The following is a 20,789-nucleotide window of genomic DNA, read 5'->3' on the forward strand; positions in this document are numbered from 1 at the left end:
GAAGTTGATCGCTGTAATGGTGGATATAAAAAAGGATACGCGATATATGTGAATTAAATATGACTTCATAACATAAACAAAAAAATTCTTAACATAGAGATATTAGGATATAAATGGAATGCCAACCACAAGTTCTGTGGAAGGCATTCTTTATACCATTTAATGATTAATCGATTTTGCGTACATGGAAATGAGAGATCAATTCTTGCAATTGCTCAGCCATTGTAGACAATTGATTAGCTGCATCTGTTGTAGAAATGATAGAAGATTTTTGACCTTCTACATGCTGAGATACTTTAGCACTATTTTCTGCTGCAACACTTGCTGTTGTTTTAAGGTTCTCAGTTGTAGCTGTCATTTCTTCTGTACCTGCGGAAATTTCTTGAGTAGCACTAGAAATATCTTGAATTTGCTCTGTTACTTGTTTGGTAACAGATTGAATTTCGGCAAACAATTTGCCAGTTTGGTCAGCAATAGACAATCCGTATTCTACTTCTTCTGTTCCTTTTTTCATTGCTGTAACAGCATTTTGAATCTCGGTTTGAATTTCTGTAATCAACGTACTGATCTGGTTAGCCGATTGAGCGGATTGTTCTGCAAGATTACGAACTTCTCCAGCAACAACTGCGAATCCACGTCCATGTTCACCTACACGAGCGGCTTCAATAGAAGCGTTCAATGCAAGCAAGTTCGTTTGACCAGAGATGCCTGTAATAATACCCAAAATATTACCGATTTCTTGTGAACGGCTTTCTAGCAATTCAACAGCTTTGGACGTGTCATGTACAGAACGAGAGATCAATGTCATTTGTTCGGTGACTTGATTGACTACTTTGTTACCTTCAACTGATTTTTGTTCCATTGAATATGCTTGGTCAGCCACATTAGAAGAGTTATTTGCTATAGAGTGGATAACTGTTGAAATCTCGCTCATTGCTTTAGCTGTATCTTCTGTAGCTTCTTCCTGATATTTCATACCATTTGCAATATCTTGAATATTAGTAATTAATGTTAATGAACGCTCGCTATTATCAGATGAAGTATCCATCAGCATTTTGGCAGATTCAGTAACTTGTTGAGAAGCAGATTGTACATTGACGATAACACTGTTCATTTTTTCAACCATTTGGTTAAATTTGTGATTGATAATACCGAGATCGTCTTTACCTGTTTTGATATGAATATCCAAATTACCTTTACTTACATCTTCAATTCCGCGAATCAATTCACGAAGAGGAGCTAGTGTTCTACGAACAACAAAGAATTGAAGTAAGAAGATAACGATCAAGAATAGCACCATGATTGTAATACCACGTACTAACAATTGATTCAGACCTTCAGGAACAGCACTTGCATCAGCATCAACGCCAAAATAAGCAACAACTTTACCGTCAGCATTTTGGATTGGATACAAAATAGTTGTCCATAGTCCAAGATCATCTGTATAAAAACTTGTAAATGTTGGTTGTTTAGTTTTGAGCATTTCTTGAATACCATTTACGATTTCAGTAGGTTGTTCATACAAATATCCAATGTTTATATTTCCTTGTTTCAAAGCTTCCATAACTTTAGTTGGAACAGCGATTAGAGACGTTTTGTTGCCATCTGCTAGTTCTGTACCAAAAATATAAGCTTGTGAAATATTAGGGTTGTATTTGTTAATATTATCTAAGTAGCTACGGATTTCGGTTTGTTTAGCACCGTCATAGCTTTTTTCTGCCACAAGTTTTTCAACATCAGCATTTGTAATACCTTGAGCAAAAGTATCTGTTACCGCCTGAACTTGACCATGTAGTTGATTAATTAAGATCGTTTTCTGCGTAAAATAGCTGCTCACTAGCAAAATAACACCAATAAGTATGATGCTAACTGCTGAGATTAATAAGTTTTTGGCGAAAAAAGATAGTCTGCTGATTTTCTTCAATGCTCTCACTCCTATTTTTGATTGGTGGATCTAAGATTGTGTGCCCCTATAAAGCTTATCGGTCAGGATAGCCAACAATCTAAGATTTTTTAGATTTGATAGAGGACCCGTTACGAGACTGTTGAAAACAACGAAAAGAAATACAAGTGACAAATTACACCAAATAAAAATTAAGCAAATTAGGTATTTAGTATGATTAGAAAATTTGCCGTTATCGAATAATTTGTCGCTTTATTTCCAGAACGCTGTAAAATATGGCACAGTAACACTCAATTCTATATGTCGGAATTTGTATTCCAATAATTTATAGTTAAAATCAATTTTCTTTATTTTTATAAACATAGTTCAATAGAATTGAATCAAAAGACCTAAAAAAATTTAAAAAAGCGTATATTATGTCACTTTTTGAAATAAAAAAGGCAGGAATATAGAGAGGAATTGCTTTTGTAATTCTGAATTGATTCAGATAAAATAGAATATAGCATGATTACGCATGATATTTTCCTAGAGGCTCATTCAGTACCCATTCAAGCATGTTGGACATATCTTCGATACGAACAAGTTGTTCATTGAGCGAGGTATAAGAAGCAGTTTCAGGTGTTAAATCGGCAAGACGAGTTTGGATATTTCTTTTTTGAAGTGTCAATTCGTTGAGTTTGGATTTGATCTGATTTTCGGTTCGCATGGTTTTTAGGCTCCTTTTAATTTGTGAATGTGTATAGTATGATGCTAAGAATATTCACCCGTATATCAGTATAGTTCAAATGTTACATGAAATCTATGGATGGTATTCATTCTGTTATTTCATATCATGAACATGGTATTCAATAAATTATTAGACTAATAATGGAGTGAACAGGTAATGAACATTAAAAAGTTGGCTGCAGAAAAAGCAGTGGATTGGGTAGAAGATGGCATGATGGTTGGGCTGGGGACAGGTTCTACAGCAGCGTATGCTATCGAAAAAATCGGTGAACGTGTAAAGCAAGGACTACATATACGTGCAGTAGCGACATCCGTTCAGTCTGAAAATTTAGCTCGCAAATGGTCTATTCCTATTATTCCTTTTGCAGAAGTAGGCGAAATTGATCTGACTATTGATGGAGCAGATGAAGTCGATCCTGATCTTAACTTGATCAAAGGTGGCGGTGGAGCACTATTACGTGAAAAAATTGTAGCCGCTCGCAGTCGTCAGGTGATGATTATTACAGGTGAGAATAAAGTAGTGCAGAAATTAGGTGCATTTCCTTTACCTGTAGAAGTAGTTACATTTGCTCATGAATGGACAATAGAAAAGTTAGCCAGCTTTGGTTGCAAGCCTGTGTTGCGTCAAACTAAAGAAGGCGATGTTTTCAAAACAGACAATGGCAATTATACAGTCGATTGTCATTTTGACGTGATTGAAGATGCTGTTCGCTTACATCATCAACTGAATAATGTGCCAGGTATTGTAGATAATGGACTATTTATTCATATGGCTAGTGCTGTCGTTGTAGCTTATGAAAGTGGCGTAATCGAAGTATTGCGTGCACCATCACGTCGCTGATGAGATAAAGGTTGTATGCAAAACATAAAATAACCGTCTGATAGAGGAAGTGATCAGGCGGTTATCTCTATGTAATATTGAAAAAGGCACTATATAATTTATAGTTGACAAAAGTTTGTTTATATATTATCTTTAAATTAAGATTTATGAATTGATACTATTACAGTGTCCAAATAAAAGGAGAGATTTTATCCATGTCTAAAGTTCTTTTTGTCAAAGCAAACAACCGTCCTGCTGATCAAGCAGTCAGTGTACAACTATACGAAGCATTCCTTAACAGCTACAAAACTGCTCATCCACAAGATGAAGTTGTAGAACTTGATTTATTCGCTGAAAATATCCCTTACTATGATGCTTTTGTATTGGGTGCTAACTTCAAAGCTTCTCAAGGTATGGAAGTATCTGCTGAAGAGCAAGCGGCTGTTGACCGTGTAAACAAATACTTAACTCAATTTTTGGATGCTGATAAAGTTGTTATTGCATTCCCATTGTGGAACTTTGCAGTTCCTGCTGTATTGCATAGCTACTTCGATTACTTGTCTCAAGCTGGTAAAACATTCAAATATACTGCTGAAGGTCCTGTAGGACTTGCTGGCGGTAAAAAAGTAATGTTGTTACACGCTAGTGGTGGCGTATATTCTGAAGGTCCTGGGGCTGATATCGAATTGGCTGTACGTTATGTACAAACATTGCTTGGATTCTGGGGTATTACAGATGTTGAGAAATTCATCATCGAAGGTCACAACGCATTCCCAGATCGTTCACAACAAATCGTTGCTGATGGTCTTCAAAATGCAGCAACAGTTGCACAAAACTTCTAAGTTACAGTTATGACCATTGTAATATAATAATAAAGCGTCTGCGTGTATTTTTCGGAATAATCGATGAAAAAGAATCGCAGGCGCTATATGTTTAGCATGTACCTATTCTTAGTGTAAGGAGGTTTCAGCTATGAAACACTCATCCATACAACCTAATCCCAACACAGAAAGTGATGAAGAAAAAGAATCGCTTCATTTGCTTATTATTTTATCACGTGCTTATCAGGCTGTCATGAATCAAGTCAACGATGATATTCAAAGTTATGGTCTTAATCCAACTGAATTCGGTGTGCTGGACTTTTTGTACCACAGTGAAAATCCACAGCCATTGCAGAAAATAGGACAAAAAGTATTGATTTCAAGCGGGAATATTACGTATGTTGTTGATAAATTAGAAAAGAAAAAAATGTTATGCCGTCGAGCTTGTGATAATGATCGTCGTGTTATTTTTGCAGAGCTTACAGCAGAAGGTAATCAATTTTTTGAAAGTATTTTTACCGGTCACAAACAAGCGATTATGAAAGCGACTCAAGGTCTGAATCATGATGAAAAGTTAGATATTATTCCATTGCTCAAAAAGTTAGGATATGCCGCTGCTAATAAAGAAGTCTAATCAGGGATTATACCACTGATTAGGCTTTTTTTATTTAATATTTATAAAACCTATCAATTTGGTATGAATAATCGTTGACCTCTGCGTACACAGAAGGTATATTAAATAAAAGTCACTTTTTGTCGTCTGCTTAAATGGTCTAAAGTTCGTACCTTATACCATTATAGTCATGAATAAGACCATTTGATATGACATATGATCCGAAATACCACTTTATCACAATAAATCTTCTACGTTGCACTATTATCTGTTCAATCAGGAGGAAAGCATGCGAACTTATTTTCCACAACAATTTGAGAAAGTTTCTCCTAAAAAAGTTAGTGATTTTATTTTCGATCAATTAGAAGAATCTATTATTTTAAAAGAATTATTGCCAGAAGAACAACTTCCCAATGAACGCGATATGGCAGTGATGTTCAATGCTAGTCGATTAGCCGTACGTGAAGCTCTTTCTCGCTTAGAAGAAGAAGGATTGATTGAGAAGCGTGTAGGTGCTAAAGGTGGAACATTTGTGTTGCCTTTAACGCTCAATTCACATCATCGTCATCATGAACAAATTGCGACCAATTGGGAGTCCTGGAGCAAAGTATTTGAGTACCGTCTTATTATTGAACCTGAAGCTGCTTTTTTAGCAGCAAAACGTATTCAAGCAGAAGAGTTACATCAATTACAACTGTATCTGGAGATGAGTATTGAACAAGATTGTTCACGCGAGTTATTTCGTGCTCTAGATGTGAAATTTCATTTGATGATTGCCAAAGCATCCGGTAATTCTTATTTTGAAAAAGCAGTGCGAGAGATTCGTACCAAAATCAATCCTGCGCTTGATCTGATGCCTTATAGTCAGGAAGTACGTGTACGCAATTCAGATAGTCATTTTGAATTGTTAGATGTGCTTCGTGCTCATGATGGCGAACGTTCCCGACTATTAATGCGTCAACATATCGAGCAGTCTGCTTCGTCTATTTATCATCGCGTATTTGATCAACCGGTATCGATTCTGGAAAAGGAGAGTGAATCATAATGAATCATCCTGATCAGCAAGATATCCAGATTAGACTGGCGCAGTTATTACCAGCTGCGCAGTCTATGCAGGAGAATTTAACCGCATGGCGCCGTGATCTACATATTCATCCTGAGATCGGGTATGAAGAAGTTCGAACTTCAGCGATTGTAGCTGAACATTTACAAAGTCTGGGACTTGAAGTGCAGACAGGTATTGGGAAAACAGGCGTTGTCGGGCTATGGCGTGGGTTAGAACCCGGCCCAACCATTGGACTGCGAGCGGATATGGATGCTTTACCGATTCAAGATGCCAAGCAAACCAGTTATGCTTCTCAATCGGAAGGTAAAGCTCATCTGTGTGGTCATGATGCTCATACCACTATGCTTATGGGTGCCGCTCAATTGTTAACGTCTATCGGTCGACCTGCATCCGGCAATATCAAATTCGTATTTCAGCCCGCAGAAGAAGGATTAGCAGGAGCAGATGCAATGATTCAAGATGGTGTATTAGAGCATCCTCATGTGGATGCAATGGCTGGTTTACATGTTTTTCCGAGTTTGCAGGTAGGAGAAGTATCAGTATGCAAAGGAGTGGCTTTTGCTTCTGCTGACTTTTTTACGCTTCGTATTGTTGGTAAAGGAGGACATGGAGCACGTCCACATGAAGGAATTGATGCGATTGCTGTGTCTGCTCAAGTCATTTCTGCTTTGCAACAAATTACAAGTCGTATGATAGACCCTTTGGAGACAGCGGTTGTGAGTATCGGTCAGATTCGAGGGGGCACAATGGCGGCAGCTATTGCTTCAGAAGTCGAAATGCTAGGAACAGTACGCACATTGTCTGCGGAAGTTCGTCAGCAAATGCCGATCAAGATCAGGCAGATCATAGCAGGAATTGTATCGTCATTTGGTGCTGATTATGAGCTGGATTATCAAATGAATTATCCTGTTGTCAAAAATGATAACCAGATGGTTGATTTCTTAACAGCCACTTGTGATCTGATGGCAGCAGGGCCGAAATGGCAATATACGCGTCCTTCAACAGGTGGCGAAGATTTTGCTTTTTATGCAGAAAAAGTACCGGCTGTCTTTTTCCGCTTAGGGACAAGCAATGGACAGCCAGAGACTTCTTATCCATTACATCATCCCATGTTCGATCTGGATGAATCAGCACTTCCTTACGGTGTGGCCACGTTGTCTGCACTTGCATTACATTACTTGGATCAACCAGTGAATCATCACAAATAAAAATAAATATGATCTCAAAAGGGTAGGAGTGGAAGGTATGAAAACAAAATCTTGGATAACGAGTACAGTATTACTGCTTATAGTAGCGATAGTGGTAGCAGGTTGTGGGAGTAACAAAGGAACATCTACTGATTCAGCGACCAATAGCAAAACATTAACAATCGGGCATGCAACAGATATCGAAAGCTTTGATCCGCATAACAATAACAATACGTCTAGTGAAGCGGTACTGGTAAATATGTTTGATTATTTAGTCAAAAATGATAATGAACAAAAGAAAGTGCCTGTACTGGCTACATCATGGGAACAGGTAAATGATACAACATGGAGATTCAAACTACGTGAAGGCGTCACATTCCATAATGGTGATCCTTTTACAGCGGCAGACGTGAAATATACGATTGATCGTGTTGCCAAAGATAGTGCACTCAAACAAAATTCGTATTTCAAATCTATCCAACAAGTCAAAGTGATTGATGATTATACTGTCGATATGATTACCGATGGCCCTGATCCATTATTGTTAAATCGTTTATCCAAAATGGGTGCAGGAATCCTTCCGTCAAAATATATCAAAGATAAAGGAATCGATGCTTTTCTTAAAAATCCAGTCGGAACAGGCCCTTACAAATTCAGCAAATGGATCAAAGATGATCGTGTAGAACTGGTCAAAAATGATAAATACTTTGGCGATGCACCGAAATGGGATACAGTGGTGTTCCGTTCGATTCCAGAAGCTTCGACACGTGTATCGGAATTGTTAGCAGGTGGGATTGATATTGCTTCAGGTATTCCTTCAACTGATGTCGAACGTATTCAAAGCGAAGAAGGAAAACAAATTGTGAAAGCTCCGATCCAACGTGTATTGCAATTGATTTTGCGTGAAACCGAAGGGACAGTCACGGCTGATCCTAAAGTACGTGAAGCGATTGATTTGGCAATTGATAAGCAAGGGATTGTAGATAGTATTGCAGGTGGAGCAGGGATTGTGACGCGTACTTCTGTAACGCCAGGTAACTTTGGAGCAGATCCTTCACTATACAAACAGACCTTATACGATCCAGCCAAAGCCAAGCAATTGTTACAAGAGTCAGGTCATACAGGAGCAGAACTTAATATGACCGTATCTTCTCAGTATAAAGAATATGCAGAAGTTGTAGCAGCGATGCTCAATGAAGCAGGATTCAAAGCCAATCTGGAAGTGTTGGAACCTAGTGCTTTTAGTGAACGTTATAGCTCCAAGTCATTCAAAGAAATCTTTATGATCGGTATCGGTAATTCATTGTTCGATGCTTCTAATAACTACAATCGTTATCTAAAAACAGAAGCAGCAGGAGAAACAGACTTCAACAATCCGAAAGTTGAAAAGTTGTTACAAGATGCACTTGTAAATATGGACTCGACATCTCGTGAAAAACAATATCAAGAAGTACAGCAGATTTTGGCAGAAGAACGTCCGGCTGTGTATTTGTTCCAAATGGAAGGTATTTATGGAGCTGATGGTCGTGTGAAATTTACACCAAGAAGTGATGAAATGTTCTATGCAGATGATATTACACCTGTGAATGGATAAAAAAATGCAGCAGGGATGGAAATGTATCGTCCCTGCTTTTTGTTATCGTAATCATTGAAATGTAAGAACTATATGCTAGGTATGGAGGTGATTAGCTTGAAAAGTTATATTGTGAAATCACTACTTCAAATTATTCCGGTATTGCTACTTGTATCGTTAATCGTTTTTATTCTGGTACGGGTGACTGGTGATCCTGTAGCGTTGATGTTACCCGAGACAGCAACAGCAGAAGATCGTGCTGTACTTACAGAAGCATTAGGCTTAGATCAACCATTGTATAAGCAATACATTACATTTTTAGGAAGTGCGATTCAAGGTGATTTTGGTACTTCATTTCGCTATGGAGAATCGGCTTTACCGCTTGTGTTAGAGCGTTTACCAGCTAGCTTTGAGTTAGCAGTGGCAGCGATGATTTTTGCAATTGTGATGGCGATTCCGCTTGGTATTTTGTCCGCAGTAAAACGTAATACATTTACTGACTTATTAATATCAGGTATTTCGGTGATCGGCAAAGCAATGCCCAACTTTTGGATGGGAATTATGCTGATTTTGTTATTTTCAGTCATATTAGGTGCTTTACCTGTATCAGGCAGAGGTGGCATTGAACATTTATTATTGCCTGCTTTTACACTTGGTATCGGTATTGGAGCACAGATGACGCGGTTGGTTCGTTCCAGTATGCTGGAAATTTTAAATCAAGATTATATAGTCACAGCCAAAAGTAAAGGATTACGTCCATTTATTATTATTATGAAGCATGCTTTTCGCAATGGATTGATTCCTGTGGTGACTATTGTAGGTCTACAATTTACCAGTCTGATCGGCGGTACATTGATTACAGAGACTGTATTTGCTTGGCCAGGGTTGGGGCAACTTCTAGTAACTGCTGTGAATACACATGATATGGCGATTGTACAAGCATCCGTATTTGTGATTGCGTTAATTGTCATTATAGGAAATCTATTAACAGATATTACGTATCGTCTGCTTGATCCTCGTATTACGTACCGTTGATCAGGAATGAATGTTAGAAAGGATGATAAGATATGCCTGATCAAGGAATGATCCGTCAGTTATTAAAAAGTAAAACCGGCACATTAGGATTGCTGATTATTTTGGCGGTAGTATTATGCGCTCTGCTGGCACCGTGGTTAGCAACTCATGATCCTGGTTCAGTTGCACCGCTAAAACGACTCAAACCACCCGTATGGTTAGATGGAGGAGAATCTAGTTACTGGTTAGGTACAGATAATCTAGGACGTGATATTTGGAGCCGTATTGTATATGGTGCTCGTGTATCTTTAATTGTTGGTGTAGGTGCAGTACTGGTATCCGGTATGATTGGAGCAGTCTTAGGATTGTTATCCGGTTATTATGGCAAATGGATCAATGCAATTATTATGCGAGTAGCAGATTCTTTTCTAGCGATTCCTTCGATATTGTTAGCATTGGTTGTACTTGCTGTAACTCAGCCTGGATTGATAACTTTGATTATCGTAATCGGGTTAACCAATTGGGTGTCTTATGCTAGAGTGATCCGAAGTGAAGTCTTAGGTCTCAAAGAACGCGATTTTGTCAAAGCGGCGCAATCCGCAGGAGCAGGGCAAGGTCGCTTATTATTCCGTCATATTTTACCGAATGTGATGTCATCATTAATTGTAATTTCCAGTATGAATGTAGCAACAACGATTCTAATGGAAGCATCGTTAAGCTTTCTCGGGCTAGGGATTAAACCGCCTGATGTATCATGGGGTGGAATGCTCAGTGATGGTAGACAATATATTGCGACTAGCTGGTGGGTAGCTACTTTTCCGGGATTAGCGATTACATTTACAGTATTGGGAGTTATTTTTCTAGGAGACTGGTTACGGGACAAATTAGATCCTCGCATTACTAATGATCAGTCCTAGCATATAACAAAAGCGATAAATAGTTGCGGTATCAATAACGATTCGATCTGTAAAGGAGCCTATTCTGATGAGTCAAACAACGATACAACCTGAAGATCTGTATAAGTATAACTGGGTAAGTGATCCTTCGATTCATCCTGATGGAGCTATAGCTTATGTGTACAAAAGTATTGATGCTGAACGTAATCAATACAAAACGCATATCTATTATCAATCAGCCGATCGAAAGCAAAAGAAAAGAATAACCGATGGGGATTATGATTATGCACCTGACTGGTCGCCTAATGGCAGATATTTAGCCTTTATTCGTAAAACAGATCATAAGCCACAATTGTGGATATTGGATATGATTGATAGCTCAATAAATCAATACAGCAAGCTTGAACGTGGAATAGGATTGTTTCGCTGGTCTCCAGATGGACGATCTATCATATTGACAAGTCGAGTGATAGGAGAGCGTGAAGTAGAAGCTCATGCACCTGATCGTGGACAAATTGTAGAGCGAACTACACCCAAAGCAGAAGGTTCTGGATTGTGGAATGGAACGTATCAACATCTGTTTTTACTTGAATTATCGACTCGTCAAATGACACAGATAACAGAGGGCGATTTTGATGTTTCATCACCTGTCTGGTCACCAGATGGAACCGAAATAAGTTACCTTGCTCAAAAAAATGCTTCTATTATATATAGTGATATGGATCTAGTTTTTTATCAAGATTTATACACGCTAGAAATCGCTTCTGGACATACAGAAATACAGACCAATCATGATCTTATGATTAGCCAATTTGCATATGCACCGGATGGAAAGTCATGGACATGTATAGCTAATGATCGAGAATATGGCAGTGGTACTCAGAATCAAGTGTACCGAATAGACCGATCAACGAAGCAAATACGTTCGTTAACACCACAATCACAGATTCAGTTCGGTAATTTTATACTGAATGATATGAAGACTGCGGCTGCGATACCCGGGCCAATCTATAGTACAGATGGACAATCTATCTATGTATTAGGAACTTATCAAGGTAGTGTAGATCTATATCGTATCACCGAAGAAGGAGTATGTACTCCAATAACAACAGGTGGAAAAGATATTCATCAGATCGTCTATGCTCCACAACAAGATATTATGGTAGCGCTAGTTGCTGATGCTACTCATCCATATGAGTTAGTAACATTTCCATTTCTTCCAGTATCCAATATCCAATGGGACGAAGTAAAACCGTTAACAAATACTCATCTATGGCTAGCTGATTACAGTGTATCGGTACCCGAATTATTTTGGTATACCAATAAAGAAGGTATCCAGATTCAAGGGTGGTTGATGAAACCAACAGATATAGTAGATCATGATTCTAAAATTCCTTTGATTTTACAGATTCATGGTGGGCCACATGCGATGTATTCTGATGCTTATAGCCACGAAATGCAGGCATTAGTATCACAGGGCTATGCGGTAATGATGATTAATCCGCGTGGTAGCTTCGGTTATGGACAGCATTTTGCTCAAGCTTGTCGTCAAGATTTCGGGGGTGGCGATTATCGTGATCTACTAGAAGCAGTAGATTATATACTGCAACATCATCCTGAATGTAATGACCAACAGTTAGGTATATGTGGTGGTAGTTATGGCGGACTTATGGTCAATTGGATAATTGCTCATGATGATCGTTTTCGTGTAGCTGTTACACAGCGTTGTATTTCCAATTGGATTTCCTTTTATGGAATTAGCGATATTGGTATTTCCTATACAGAAGGGATAATCGGTGGTAATCCCTGGGAAGATACAGAACGGTTATGGTCGCAATCGCCACTTGCTCATGTGCAACAGATAGAGACACCACTACTGATTATTCATGGAGAGCAAGATATGCGCTGTCCTATCGAACAAGGAGAACAGTTATATACTGCACTCAAACGTCAAGGCAAAGTGACCAAAATGGTTCGCTATCCTGATTCTAATCATATGGTACTCAAAAGTGGTAAGCCTAGCTATCGTGTAGACTTGTTAACTCATGTGAATGATTGGATCAAGCAATATATAGATAGTCCGCTAGAGGTTCATTTATGACAGAACCATTTTTGGAAAAAGTGAAGCTATCGTTACCTGTAGGATTGTGGATTGAGAACTGTATGAGTAGTGGATTAGATCCAGCAACCATTATCGCTTATATTCATAACAAAGATTGGACACTCTTATTGTCAAATGTAGCTGATCCGCAAATGGATATGTTAGATCGTCTACAGATTGCGACAGATATGAATGATCCATGGGAACAAGCGATACTTGAAGGATACAGGTTCAAGTTTATTCATATCGGTGGTGTCAAACGACTTTTATACTTCCGATATCAACTGCAAGAACATCGGGATTACCAACAAAGCGGAAATCAATTATCAGGATTGTTATTGCATTCAGACATGATATCGAATATAAACGAAAAAATCGGTATTCAGTGGGAAATTGTGATAGATACGCAAACGCTATCAAATACGCAGACAATGCAAATACGTTTAAAAAACGAAAGCTGTTGATTCATGACAGCTTTTTCTGTTTTTTTACTTTAATATAGATATGAAAAGTGGGTTTTATATGCGAAATGCAACCTATAGAACTTGCTTAATTCGTCAATCTATGGGAAAATTTCACCAAGGTATACATTCTGGATATAAATGATAAGCTGAATAATCAGCAGTTATAAACACATCTTACGATCTGTGCAAGCGAATTGATCCTCGTAAGGTCTTTATGACAAGGAGGTCAGGCGCGATGGCACTACAACGAGAAGAAACAGCAGGACAACAACTCATATCGCAAGCAGATCGATTTGCAGAAAAAGTAACACAGATGCAGTATCGTCAGCAGCCAGACTTAATGCAACGATTTGGATCTAATGGCAGAATAAGAACCAAGCAAGATTCTTTATATACGATTAGCTATTTAGCTGAAAGTGTACTGATGAAGAGTCCAAGTTTGTTTATGAATTATATTTCATGGCTCAAAGTACTGTTAAATGGATATCGAGTATCCGAACAAGATTTATTAGTAAATTTACATGCGATCAAAAAAGCGCTTCAAAAAAGTTTTGATCATCCCCACAAATCCAATGTGATTGATTATCTGGATATGGGGATACATCATGTTCAAACCAGTGAATCGCAAACATCGTACATGTTGGATACCTCGTTATTAGGAAAAGAAGCAAAACAATACCTAGATTGTTTGCTACGTACAGAACGCAAAGAGGCCTACGCGCTTATCGTACATCTTCTTGAAAACGATACTCCTATCAAAGATATATACATTCATATATTCCAGACTGTACAATATGAGATCGGTCGGTTATGGCAAATTGGCGATATTAATATTGCTCAAGAACATTTCTGTACAGCGGCAACACAAAGTATCATTTCACGTCTGTATCCATATTGGATAAGCGCAGGTGAGGAACGATATCGCTTAGTTGCGGCCTGTGTCGGAGAAGAACAACATGAGATCGGGATTCGAATGTTGGCTGATTTTTTTGAAATGGAAGGCTGGAACACCTATTATTTAGGTGCTAATGTTCCAGATCACAGTCTTTTACAATCCATTGTGCATCATCAGGCGGATGTAATTGCTATTTCTGCAACAATGACCTTTCACGTTCATTTAGTGCAAGACTTAATTGAAAAAATTCGCGCTGAAGAATCAACCAGAGATGTCAAAATCATTGTCGGCGGATTGCCGTTTAATATTGACAGGGAACTGTGGAAGCGAGTTGGGGCAGATGGTTTTGCACCTGATGCAAATGAAGCTGTTGAAATAGCGACAAGCTTAGTAGCCCTGAATGAGTCAGGCAGCCAGCCCTCGGTAAAAGGTTGAATAGCCTTTAGAAGGGAAGATGAACGCAATGACGAATGCTGAACAAGAAATCACTATTTTGCGTAAAACGATAGAAGATCTTTCCCATAAGATGATTAAAGGCAAGTATCAAGAAGAGCAAATACTAGCTGAATTTTCAGCAATGAATAATGAAATGGTTACGCTACAACGTCAGTTAGCCAAAACCAATGCTGAGTTGAATGCGGCAAAAGAAGAAGCTATCCATGCCAATCAAGCACGTGCTCGCTTTTTGGCAATTATGACTCATGAAATACGTACACCGATGAATGGAATGATCGGTATGTCCGAAATTTTAATGAGTTCTGGATTATCGCAAGAGCAACAACAGTCTGTAATGTTAATTCAAGAGTCGGCTGAACTATTGCTCAGTATGATTAACAATATGCTGGACCTTTCCAAAATGGAAGCCGGCAAAATGAGACTGCAAGAAGAACCTATTGATTTGCGATTATTATTGGATCATATTATTCGGTTAAGTGAACCCAAAGCGCAAAAAAATGAGAATGTGATTTCGGCTTTTATTGATTACCGGGTAGAAAATGAATTGGTGGGCGATGGCGGCAGAATAAGACAAATTTTGCTTAATTTGCTCAGTAATGCTAATAAATTTACCAAACAAGGAAAGATCGAAGTCAGTATACAATTGAAACACAACAGTGCAAATTTACAGGTTCTTCACATCGAAGTTACAGATACAGGAATCGGCATCTCTGAAGAAAATCAAAAAAATATGTTTCAGCCTTATGCACAAGCTGATCAACCTGGCAAAAACGATGTAGAAGGAACGGGGCTGGGGCTCTCCATTTGTAAGTCATTTGTAGAGCTGATGGAAGGAACGATTGATTTGAAAAGTGAAGAAAATAAAGGATCAACTTTTTGGTTCGATATTCCGCTCAAAAAAGTTCAAGCTTCTTCGGACACTCAAGCGTTAATCCATACGAGTCTCGATGAACAGCAGATCGATCATCATCAACTTCCTTCTCATTTGCATCATAAACAGACGGATAAAGCTATATTAATTGTAGAAGATAATCCCATTAATCGTCAGGTGATTCAACTACAACTGAAAAAGATGGGAATGGAACAAGTCCATACAGTCAGCAACGGACAAGAAGCCATCTCCAAATATCTTGGACAAACCTATCATTTAATTTTAATGGATAACCGTATGCCTATTATGGATGGTCTGCAAGCTACTCACAAAATTCGTGAATTAGAAACAGCAGAGATGCGCTCACCGGTACCGATTATTGCTTTGACTGGTAATACCAGTCAGGAAGATCGGCAGAAGTGTCTGGATGCAGGGATGAATGATATTTTGACCAAGCCGGTTAATCTTGAAAGTCTAACCGTCATGATGCGTAAATGGCTTCCAGATATCGTTCATGAAAAAGCATTGGATATGAGTGTGATTCAAGAAATACTGGAATTGAATGATGATGGTGATCCAGAAGTATTGCGGACGCTTATCGAAATGTACAAAAGTGAGACACCTACCAAGCTAGAACGATTAAAAAAGCTAGTACTCCGTAAAGATGCAGCAGCATTGTCTGAAGCTGCACACGAACTCAAATCAGGTAGCTTGAGTATAGGAATTCAATATATGGCGCAATTGTTGCATCAGATTGAAACATTGGCTAAAGAAGATGATTTGCGAGGAGTTCAAGAACTCGTCCAGTTGCTAGCTCCTGCTTATGAAAAAGCTTGTCGGGAACTAGAATATTTAGTCAAATAAAAAGAATGATCAGGGAATCTGCACTTTGCAGGTTCCTTTTTTGTATACATCTATAAATAAATGAGCGCTCCCCTTTATAATATGTGATTACTTGGGTAATGGTAGATATACCAATTGATGATAAGGGGAGATACATGATGTGCGCAGCATTTGACACAGCTAGAGAATCAGAATCCGATTACCACGAAAAGTTTTATGAAGAAAATAAATTGTTTGAACCTGGAACTTGGATGGCAGGGCCTACACCGATTGTGATGGAGTTGTTAGAACGTCTGCAAAAATATACACCTGCACCAAAAGTATTGGATATGGCTTGTGGAGTCGGCAGACATACGATTCCAGTTGCTCAACAATTAACTGAAGGCGGTGTTGTGGTAGGGGTCGATTTGCTAGATTCTGCGATTGAGCAATTGCAGAAATATGCAGAAGAATACAACGTGGCTGATCGGATCGAAGCGGTTACCAGTGATGTAGAAAGTTACACTATTGAGCCGGATGCTTATGATTATATGATTGCTACCGGATGCTTAGAGCATGTATCTTCCCAAGATTCATTGCAAAAAGTAATTAACAGCATGCAAGCAGGTACTCGTACAGGTGGTATTCATCTAATCTCTATGACTTCTTCGGTTCAACAAGTGGATCAAAAGACGCAAGAAGCTGAAGAAGGCAATATCGAGCTGAATTTGACCACAGAACAATTGTTAGAACTTTTAAATGAATATTATGAAGGTTGGAATATTATCGAGCGCAAAGCAGTTGCTCAAGCAATCGAAGAAACCAAAGATGGCAAAGAGATCGAACTACAAGGCAATTGGATCACATTTGCAGCTTGTAAAGAAGATCCACAGCCTCATCCTGAAGTGTTGCAACAAGTACAGTCATCTACCGACAAGTAAGCTATAAGCAGGATAAACATATTGTACTGTGTAACTGTTTGACACATCATGTAAAATAGAGAAGTAGTCAAGCAAACCGTACAGGAGGAATACAGTGTGTTAGAACGGATCGATCAAAAATTAGAGCAACCTCAATTACAGGAATTATTATCATATGCCGTATTTCCTGATCCACAAGTATTGGAGGCTGTTATTCAACAGTATCATACACAGGATCATATGCATTTATATGGATATCAAGAAGACGGCGCATGGATTGGTGTAATCGGCTGTGTAGAAGAAGCTGATACACCAGACGTTTTACGTATCCGTCATTTAGCAATTGCTCCGAATGAACGTGGTAAAGGGTATGGACGTGGTATTTTGTTAGAATTGATAGAAACTGCTCAACCTTCTGTTTTGCTTGCTGAAGCAGATGATGAAGGAGCAGAATTTTATCGCAATATCGGCTTTACTGTTATCGGTAATGGAGAGCTAAATGCAGCTTCTGAACGTTACCTGTGCCGTTATGAAGTAGAAGAGGAAGAAGAATAACAGACACATTGCAATCTCATTATTAATCTATATACACTCTTTTGTCCCTATAGGTCTGGATCATTATCAAACCAGACATTAACTATAGAAGAGAAAAGGGTGTATTTTTTTGCATTAAGATGCCTGATAAGAGAAAAGGTATAAATAATCGTTATACTAATGCAAATGATTTGTATGTTATAATACATGACAATATTATTTGGAATTTCGTATAGATGTTAGCGGAATAGGAGGTACTCGTATGCAATTAACGGTTCAAGAAGCGCTCGCAGTGTATCCTCTGTCTGAAGCGCGCCTTGTTGCGGGTGCCCGGGGAACATCACGACTCATGAAGTCTGTGAATGTTATGGACGCGCCAGATATCGCCGACTGGATCAAAAGCGGAGAAATGTTATTTACGACTGCTTTTATTATGAAAGACAGTGAAGAAGAAGCGATCAAATTGATGCGCAAGTTAAATGAGCGCGGTTGTGCAGGGCTTGGAGTAAAGTTAGGACGATTTTGGGAAGTGATTCCGCAGGCGATTATTGATGAAGCCGATCGTTTACAATTTCCACTGCTTGAGCTTCCTTTTCAATTTACTTTTTCCGATCAGATGAATGCTCTTTTTCAAGCAGAACACGAACGGAGTACCAAACTGTTGCAATCAGTTCTACATAAGCAAAAGCGTCTCATGCAGTTTGCGCTTAATCAGGATCAACAGGGAAATGTGTTTGCTGTGCTGGAAGATATTTTGAAATACCCGATAGCCATTATCGGTTCACGCGGACATATTCTGTACAATGGCGGTGAAGGCGGAGACAGTGTACTTCAAGGATGGCCGTGGAAAATGTCACCAACACGTGTGAAATGGAACTCGGGTAGCTGTTATCGTGTACCGATTATGAAGCGTAGTGAACAGTACGGATTTTTACTGGTATTTACAGATAGCTCGATGCCACTGAAAGAAGAAGAAGAATTATTCCAGCAAGCCGCTGAAGTATTAGCTTTTCATATGGATACGACATACCGTGAGCATGTGAATCCCGGTGTACAAGACAAAATGCGTACACTGGTCACGCAATATCTATCCAAACGAATGTCTCTCGATGATCTTACAGAAGGTGCAGGGCGATTAGGAGTGAACTTATTTCCCGGGCCGTATCAATGTGTATTAACCACACTTGAGCCACAAGCATTTTCTTCAGAAAAGCGTCTAGCCCAGATTCATCAAGAGTTGCAGTATAATCCGCTGATGCAGTTATTTCCTTCTCAACATTTTCGGATCGAAGAAGGGATCTTATCGATCTATGCTTGTCCATCTGAGCGAGATTATGGTGAGGAACTATCTGCTTTTTTGATCAATCGGTTTGAAGATATGGAGTCTCTTAGTCATGATGGAGGTAGTCCACGCTTCTGGATTAGCAAAATTAAGACAGAACCTAGTTCTTTGCGTGAAGCTCATCAAGAAACATTGGAGACTCGCAAGTTAGCGAAGCGCTTTGGAATGACACATATTGCTTTACAATTTCAGACGTTAGAATTTGCCTATGTATTCCAGCATGTTCCTGAGAATATTATGGAGACGTATTGTCACAAAATACTGGAACCGTTACTGATCAAAGACAGCGATCCCAATCAAGTGCTGATGAATACACTTGAAGCTTTTGTTGAAAATGACGGACTTATTAATGAAGCCGCTAAGCAGTTATATGTGCATCGTAATACTGTAACCTATCGGATGGATAAGATCGGTGGTCTGCTTCAGATGGATTTTAAAAAGACAAACGATCTGCTCAAACTTAAAATGGTATTTACATTCCGCAAATTTTTGAAAGATAAACAACAATCGTAAGTCGATCTATGGTAACGATGCTAGAAGAAGTTATCGATATATAAGGATCAATGATTGAAGATTACATCAAAATTAACTCTATACAAGTGGCATATTATTATGCTAAAGACCCTTACCTTTTGGTGAGGGTTTTTTGTATTATTCACAAAACACTACTTCAATGTTATGTTATATAACAAAATTATAGCTGATTAGTTGATATGTTCTATAACCTTACGTAAAATGATAAAAAAGAACGAACGAAAAGAGGAAAACCTTTGGAAAATACACAGAAATCATGGCAGACATGGACTAAAGAACAATTTTTACAGCAATTTGGTGGATTATATGAACATTCCGCTTGGATTACTGAACAAGCATGGGAGCAAAGACCGTTTAATACTTTACAAGACATGTTAAATACGATGAAAAAGATTGTATCTGATTCTGATATATCGACACAATTAACATTATTAAGACAACATCCAGATTTGGGAACCAAAATCGAAATGAGTGACCACTCACAATCAGAACAAGCAGGAGCAGGATTGACTGGACTATCGGCAGAGCAATATGAACAATTAGCGAAATTGAATGAAGTGTATACAGAGCAATATCAATTTCCTTTTATTTTAGCAGTCAAAGCAAAAACGACTGATCAGATTCTGGAATCTATGCGTCATCGGACAGGAAAGCCGGCTGAAGAAGAATTTCAGACAGCACTTGGACAGGTACATACGATTGCAGGGTTGAGACTGCAAATGTGGGCAGATGAGCAAGGATTACTTCTTTCCTAGTGATTCTAGATCTTATACCGCCAAACAAGAAACAGGTCACAAAGAAAGCAGGTGAAGCAAGTGAGCGGTAAAATAACAACTCATGTATTGAATTTGGCACAAGGCACACCAGCCGAGGGTGTCAAAATCGAACTTTATTATAGTGAAAAGAATCTATTACTTGCTACAGCCTTTACTAATGCAGATGGACGTGTCGATCAACCATTATTAGCAGGCGAACATATACAAGCTGGATTGTACGAATTGATCTTTTATGTTGGTGATTATCATCGTGCGATCGGTACCAGTACAGCAGACACCTTATTATGGGAAAAGGTTCCTTTACGTTTCCATATTGTAGATACTGAACAAAATTATCATATTCCTTTATTGGTCGCTCCCGGTGGATATAGCACTTATCGTGGAAGCTAATAGATTAGATATACCAGCGTTAGACATACAACTCATGATTATAGGATGAGAATCAAAGGAAATAA

At 38.6% G+C, this 20,789-nt stretch carries 19 protein-coding genes; 17 read left to right on the forward strand and 2 right to left on the reverse strand.

The genetic code is table 11. The annotated features are described in order from the left end of the window. Positions 1-166: 166 nt before the first annotated feature. Both QE450_RS05310 and QE450_RS05315 read right to left on the reverse strand, forming a co-directional pair. Entirely contained in the window at positions 167-1,924 is a 1,758-nt protein-coding gene (locus QE450_RS05310) for a methyl-accepting chemotaxis protein (protein ID WP_307297608.1), read from the reverse strand. 487 nt (positions 1,925-2,411) lie between these two features. Continuing rightward, positions 2,412-2,609: a hypothetical protein gene (locus QE450_RS05315; protein WP_273615699.1), complete on the reverse strand. Its 198-nt coding sequence runs from the start codon at positions 2,607-2,609 to the stop codon at positions 2,412-2,414. 177 nt (positions 2,610-2,786) lie between these two features. Here QE450_RS05315 and rpiA point away from each other — a divergent pair, with 177 nt between their 5' ends. The 17 genes from rpiA (at position 2,787) to uraH (ending at position 20,724) form a co-directional block, all read left to right on the forward strand. Beyond that, positions 2,787-3,470 carry a ribose-5-phosphate isomerase RpiA gene (gene rpiA, locus QE450_RS05320; RefSeq protein WP_274170364.1) on the forward strand — a complete coding sequence of 228 codons (684 nt, stop codon included), beginning with the start codon at positions 2,787-2,789 and terminating at the stop codon, positions 3,468-3,470. Positions 3,471-3,664: 194 nt separating this feature from the next. Continuing rightward, positions 3,665-4,291 carry an FMN-dependent NADH-azoreductase gene (locus QE450_RS05325; RefSeq protein ID WP_273615701.1) on the forward strand — a complete coding sequence of 209 codons (627 nt, stop codon included), beginning with the start codon at positions 3,665-3,667 and terminating at the stop codon, positions 4,289-4,291. Positions 4,292-4,421: 130 nt separating this feature from the next. Further along, entirely contained in the window at positions 4,422-4,904 is a 483-nt protein-coding gene (locus QE450_RS05330; protein WP_273615702.1) for a MarR family winged helix-turn-helix transcriptional regulator, read from the forward strand. 268 nt (positions 4,905-5,172) lie between these two features. Beyond that, positions 5,173-5,928 carry a FadR/GntR family transcriptional regulator gene (locus QE450_RS05335; RefSeq protein WP_273615703.1) on the forward strand — a complete coding sequence of 252 codons (756 nt, stop codon included), beginning with the start codon at positions 5,173-5,175 and terminating at the stop codon, positions 5,926-5,928. Beyond that, complete coding sequence (locus QE450_RS05340) at positions 5,928-7,157, forward strand: M20 metallopeptidase family protein (protein WP_307297611.1); 1,230 nt, start codon at positions 5,928-5,930, stop codon at positions 7,155-7,157. The genes QE450_RS05335 and QE450_RS05340 overlap by 1 nt, the downstream gene beginning before the upstream one ends. A gap of 37 nt (positions 7,158-7,194) precedes the next feature. After that, a complete protein-coding gene (locus QE450_RS05345) occupies positions 7,195-8,730 on the forward strand; it encodes an ABC transporter substrate-binding protein (RefSeq protein WP_307297612.1) in 1,536 nt (511 codons plus the stop codon). A 96-nt stretch (positions 8,731-8,826) separates the two neighbouring features. Then, on the forward strand, positions 8,827-9,744 hold the full coding sequence (locus QE450_RS05350; protein WP_307297614.1) for an ABC transporter permease: 918 nt from the start codon (positions 8,827-8,829) through the stop codon (positions 9,742-9,744). A gap of 32 nt (positions 9,745-9,776) precedes the next feature. Continuing rightward, positions 9,777-10,640, forward strand: a complete 864-nt coding sequence (locus QE450_RS05355) for an ABC transporter permease (protein ID WP_273615707.1) — start codon at positions 9,777-9,779, stop codon at positions 10,638-10,640. A gap of 67 nt (positions 10,641-10,707) precedes the next feature. Next, complete coding sequence (locus tag QE450_RS05360) at positions 10,708-12,720, forward strand: S9 family peptidase (protein ID WP_307297617.1); 2,013 nt, start codon at positions 10,708-10,710, stop codon at positions 12,718-12,720. Beyond that, positions 12,717-13,184 carry a hypothetical protein gene (locus QE450_RS05365; RefSeq protein WP_307297618.1) on the forward strand — a complete coding sequence of 156 codons (468 nt, stop codon included), beginning with the start codon at positions 12,717-12,719 and terminating at the stop codon, positions 13,182-13,184. The genes QE450_RS05360 and QE450_RS05365 overlap by 4 nt, the downstream gene beginning before the upstream one ends. A gap of 235 nt (positions 13,185-13,419) precedes the next feature. After that, on the forward strand, positions 13,420-14,514 hold the full coding sequence (locus tag QE450_RS05370) for a cobalamin B12-binding domain-containing protein (RefSeq protein WP_301261369.1): 1,095 nt from the start codon (positions 13,420-13,422) through the stop codon (positions 14,512-14,514). A gap of 28 nt (positions 14,515-14,542) precedes the next feature. Next, on the forward strand, positions 14,543-16,270 hold the full coding sequence (locus QE450_RS05375; protein ID WP_307297621.1) for an ATP-binding protein: 1,728 nt from the start codon (positions 14,543-14,545) through the stop codon (positions 16,268-16,270). Between the two features lie 137 nt (positions 16,271-16,407). Continuing rightward, positions 16,408-17,169 carry a class I SAM-dependent methyltransferase gene (locus tag QE450_RS05380; RefSeq protein WP_301261368.1) on the forward strand — a complete coding sequence of 254 codons (762 nt, stop codon included), beginning with the start codon at positions 16,408-16,410 and terminating at the stop codon, positions 17,167-17,169. 96 nt (positions 17,170-17,265) lie between these two features. Further along, positions 17,266-17,703: a GNAT family N-acetyltransferase gene (locus tag QE450_RS05385; RefSeq protein ID WP_273615713.1), complete on the forward strand. Its 438-nt coding sequence runs from the start codon at positions 17,266-17,268 to the stop codon at positions 17,701-17,703. A 241-nt stretch (positions 17,704-17,944) separates the two neighbouring features. Then, the gene (locus tag QE450_RS05390) at positions 17,945-19,537 is read left to right on the forward strand and encodes a PucR family transcriptional regulator (protein ID WP_307297622.1); all 1,593 of its coding nucleotides are present in this window, start codon (positions 17,945-17,947) and stop codon (positions 19,535-19,537) included. A 257-nt stretch (positions 19,538-19,794) separates the two neighbouring features. Beyond that, complete coding sequence (uraD, locus tag QE450_RS05395) at positions 19,795-20,313, forward strand: 2-oxo-4-hydroxy-4-carboxy-5-ureidoimidazoline decarboxylase (protein ID WP_307297624.1); 519 nt, start codon at positions 19,795-19,797, stop codon at positions 20,311-20,313. A gap of 60 nt (positions 20,314-20,373) precedes the next feature. Further along, positions 20,374-20,724 (forward strand): hydroxyisourate hydrolase, encoded by a 351-nt coding sequence (uraH, locus tag QE450_RS05400; RefSeq protein WP_274170354.1) that lies wholly within the window; start codon positions 20,374-20,376, stop codon positions 20,722-20,724. The last annotated feature ends 65 nt before the right edge of the window (positions 20,725-20,789 follow it).

It is taken from the genome of Paenibacillus sp. SORGH_AS_0306, assembly GCF_030819345.1.
Classification (GTDB): domain Bacteria; phylum Bacillota; class Bacilli; order Paenibacillales; family Paenibacillaceae; genus Saccharibacillus; species Saccharibacillus kyungheensis.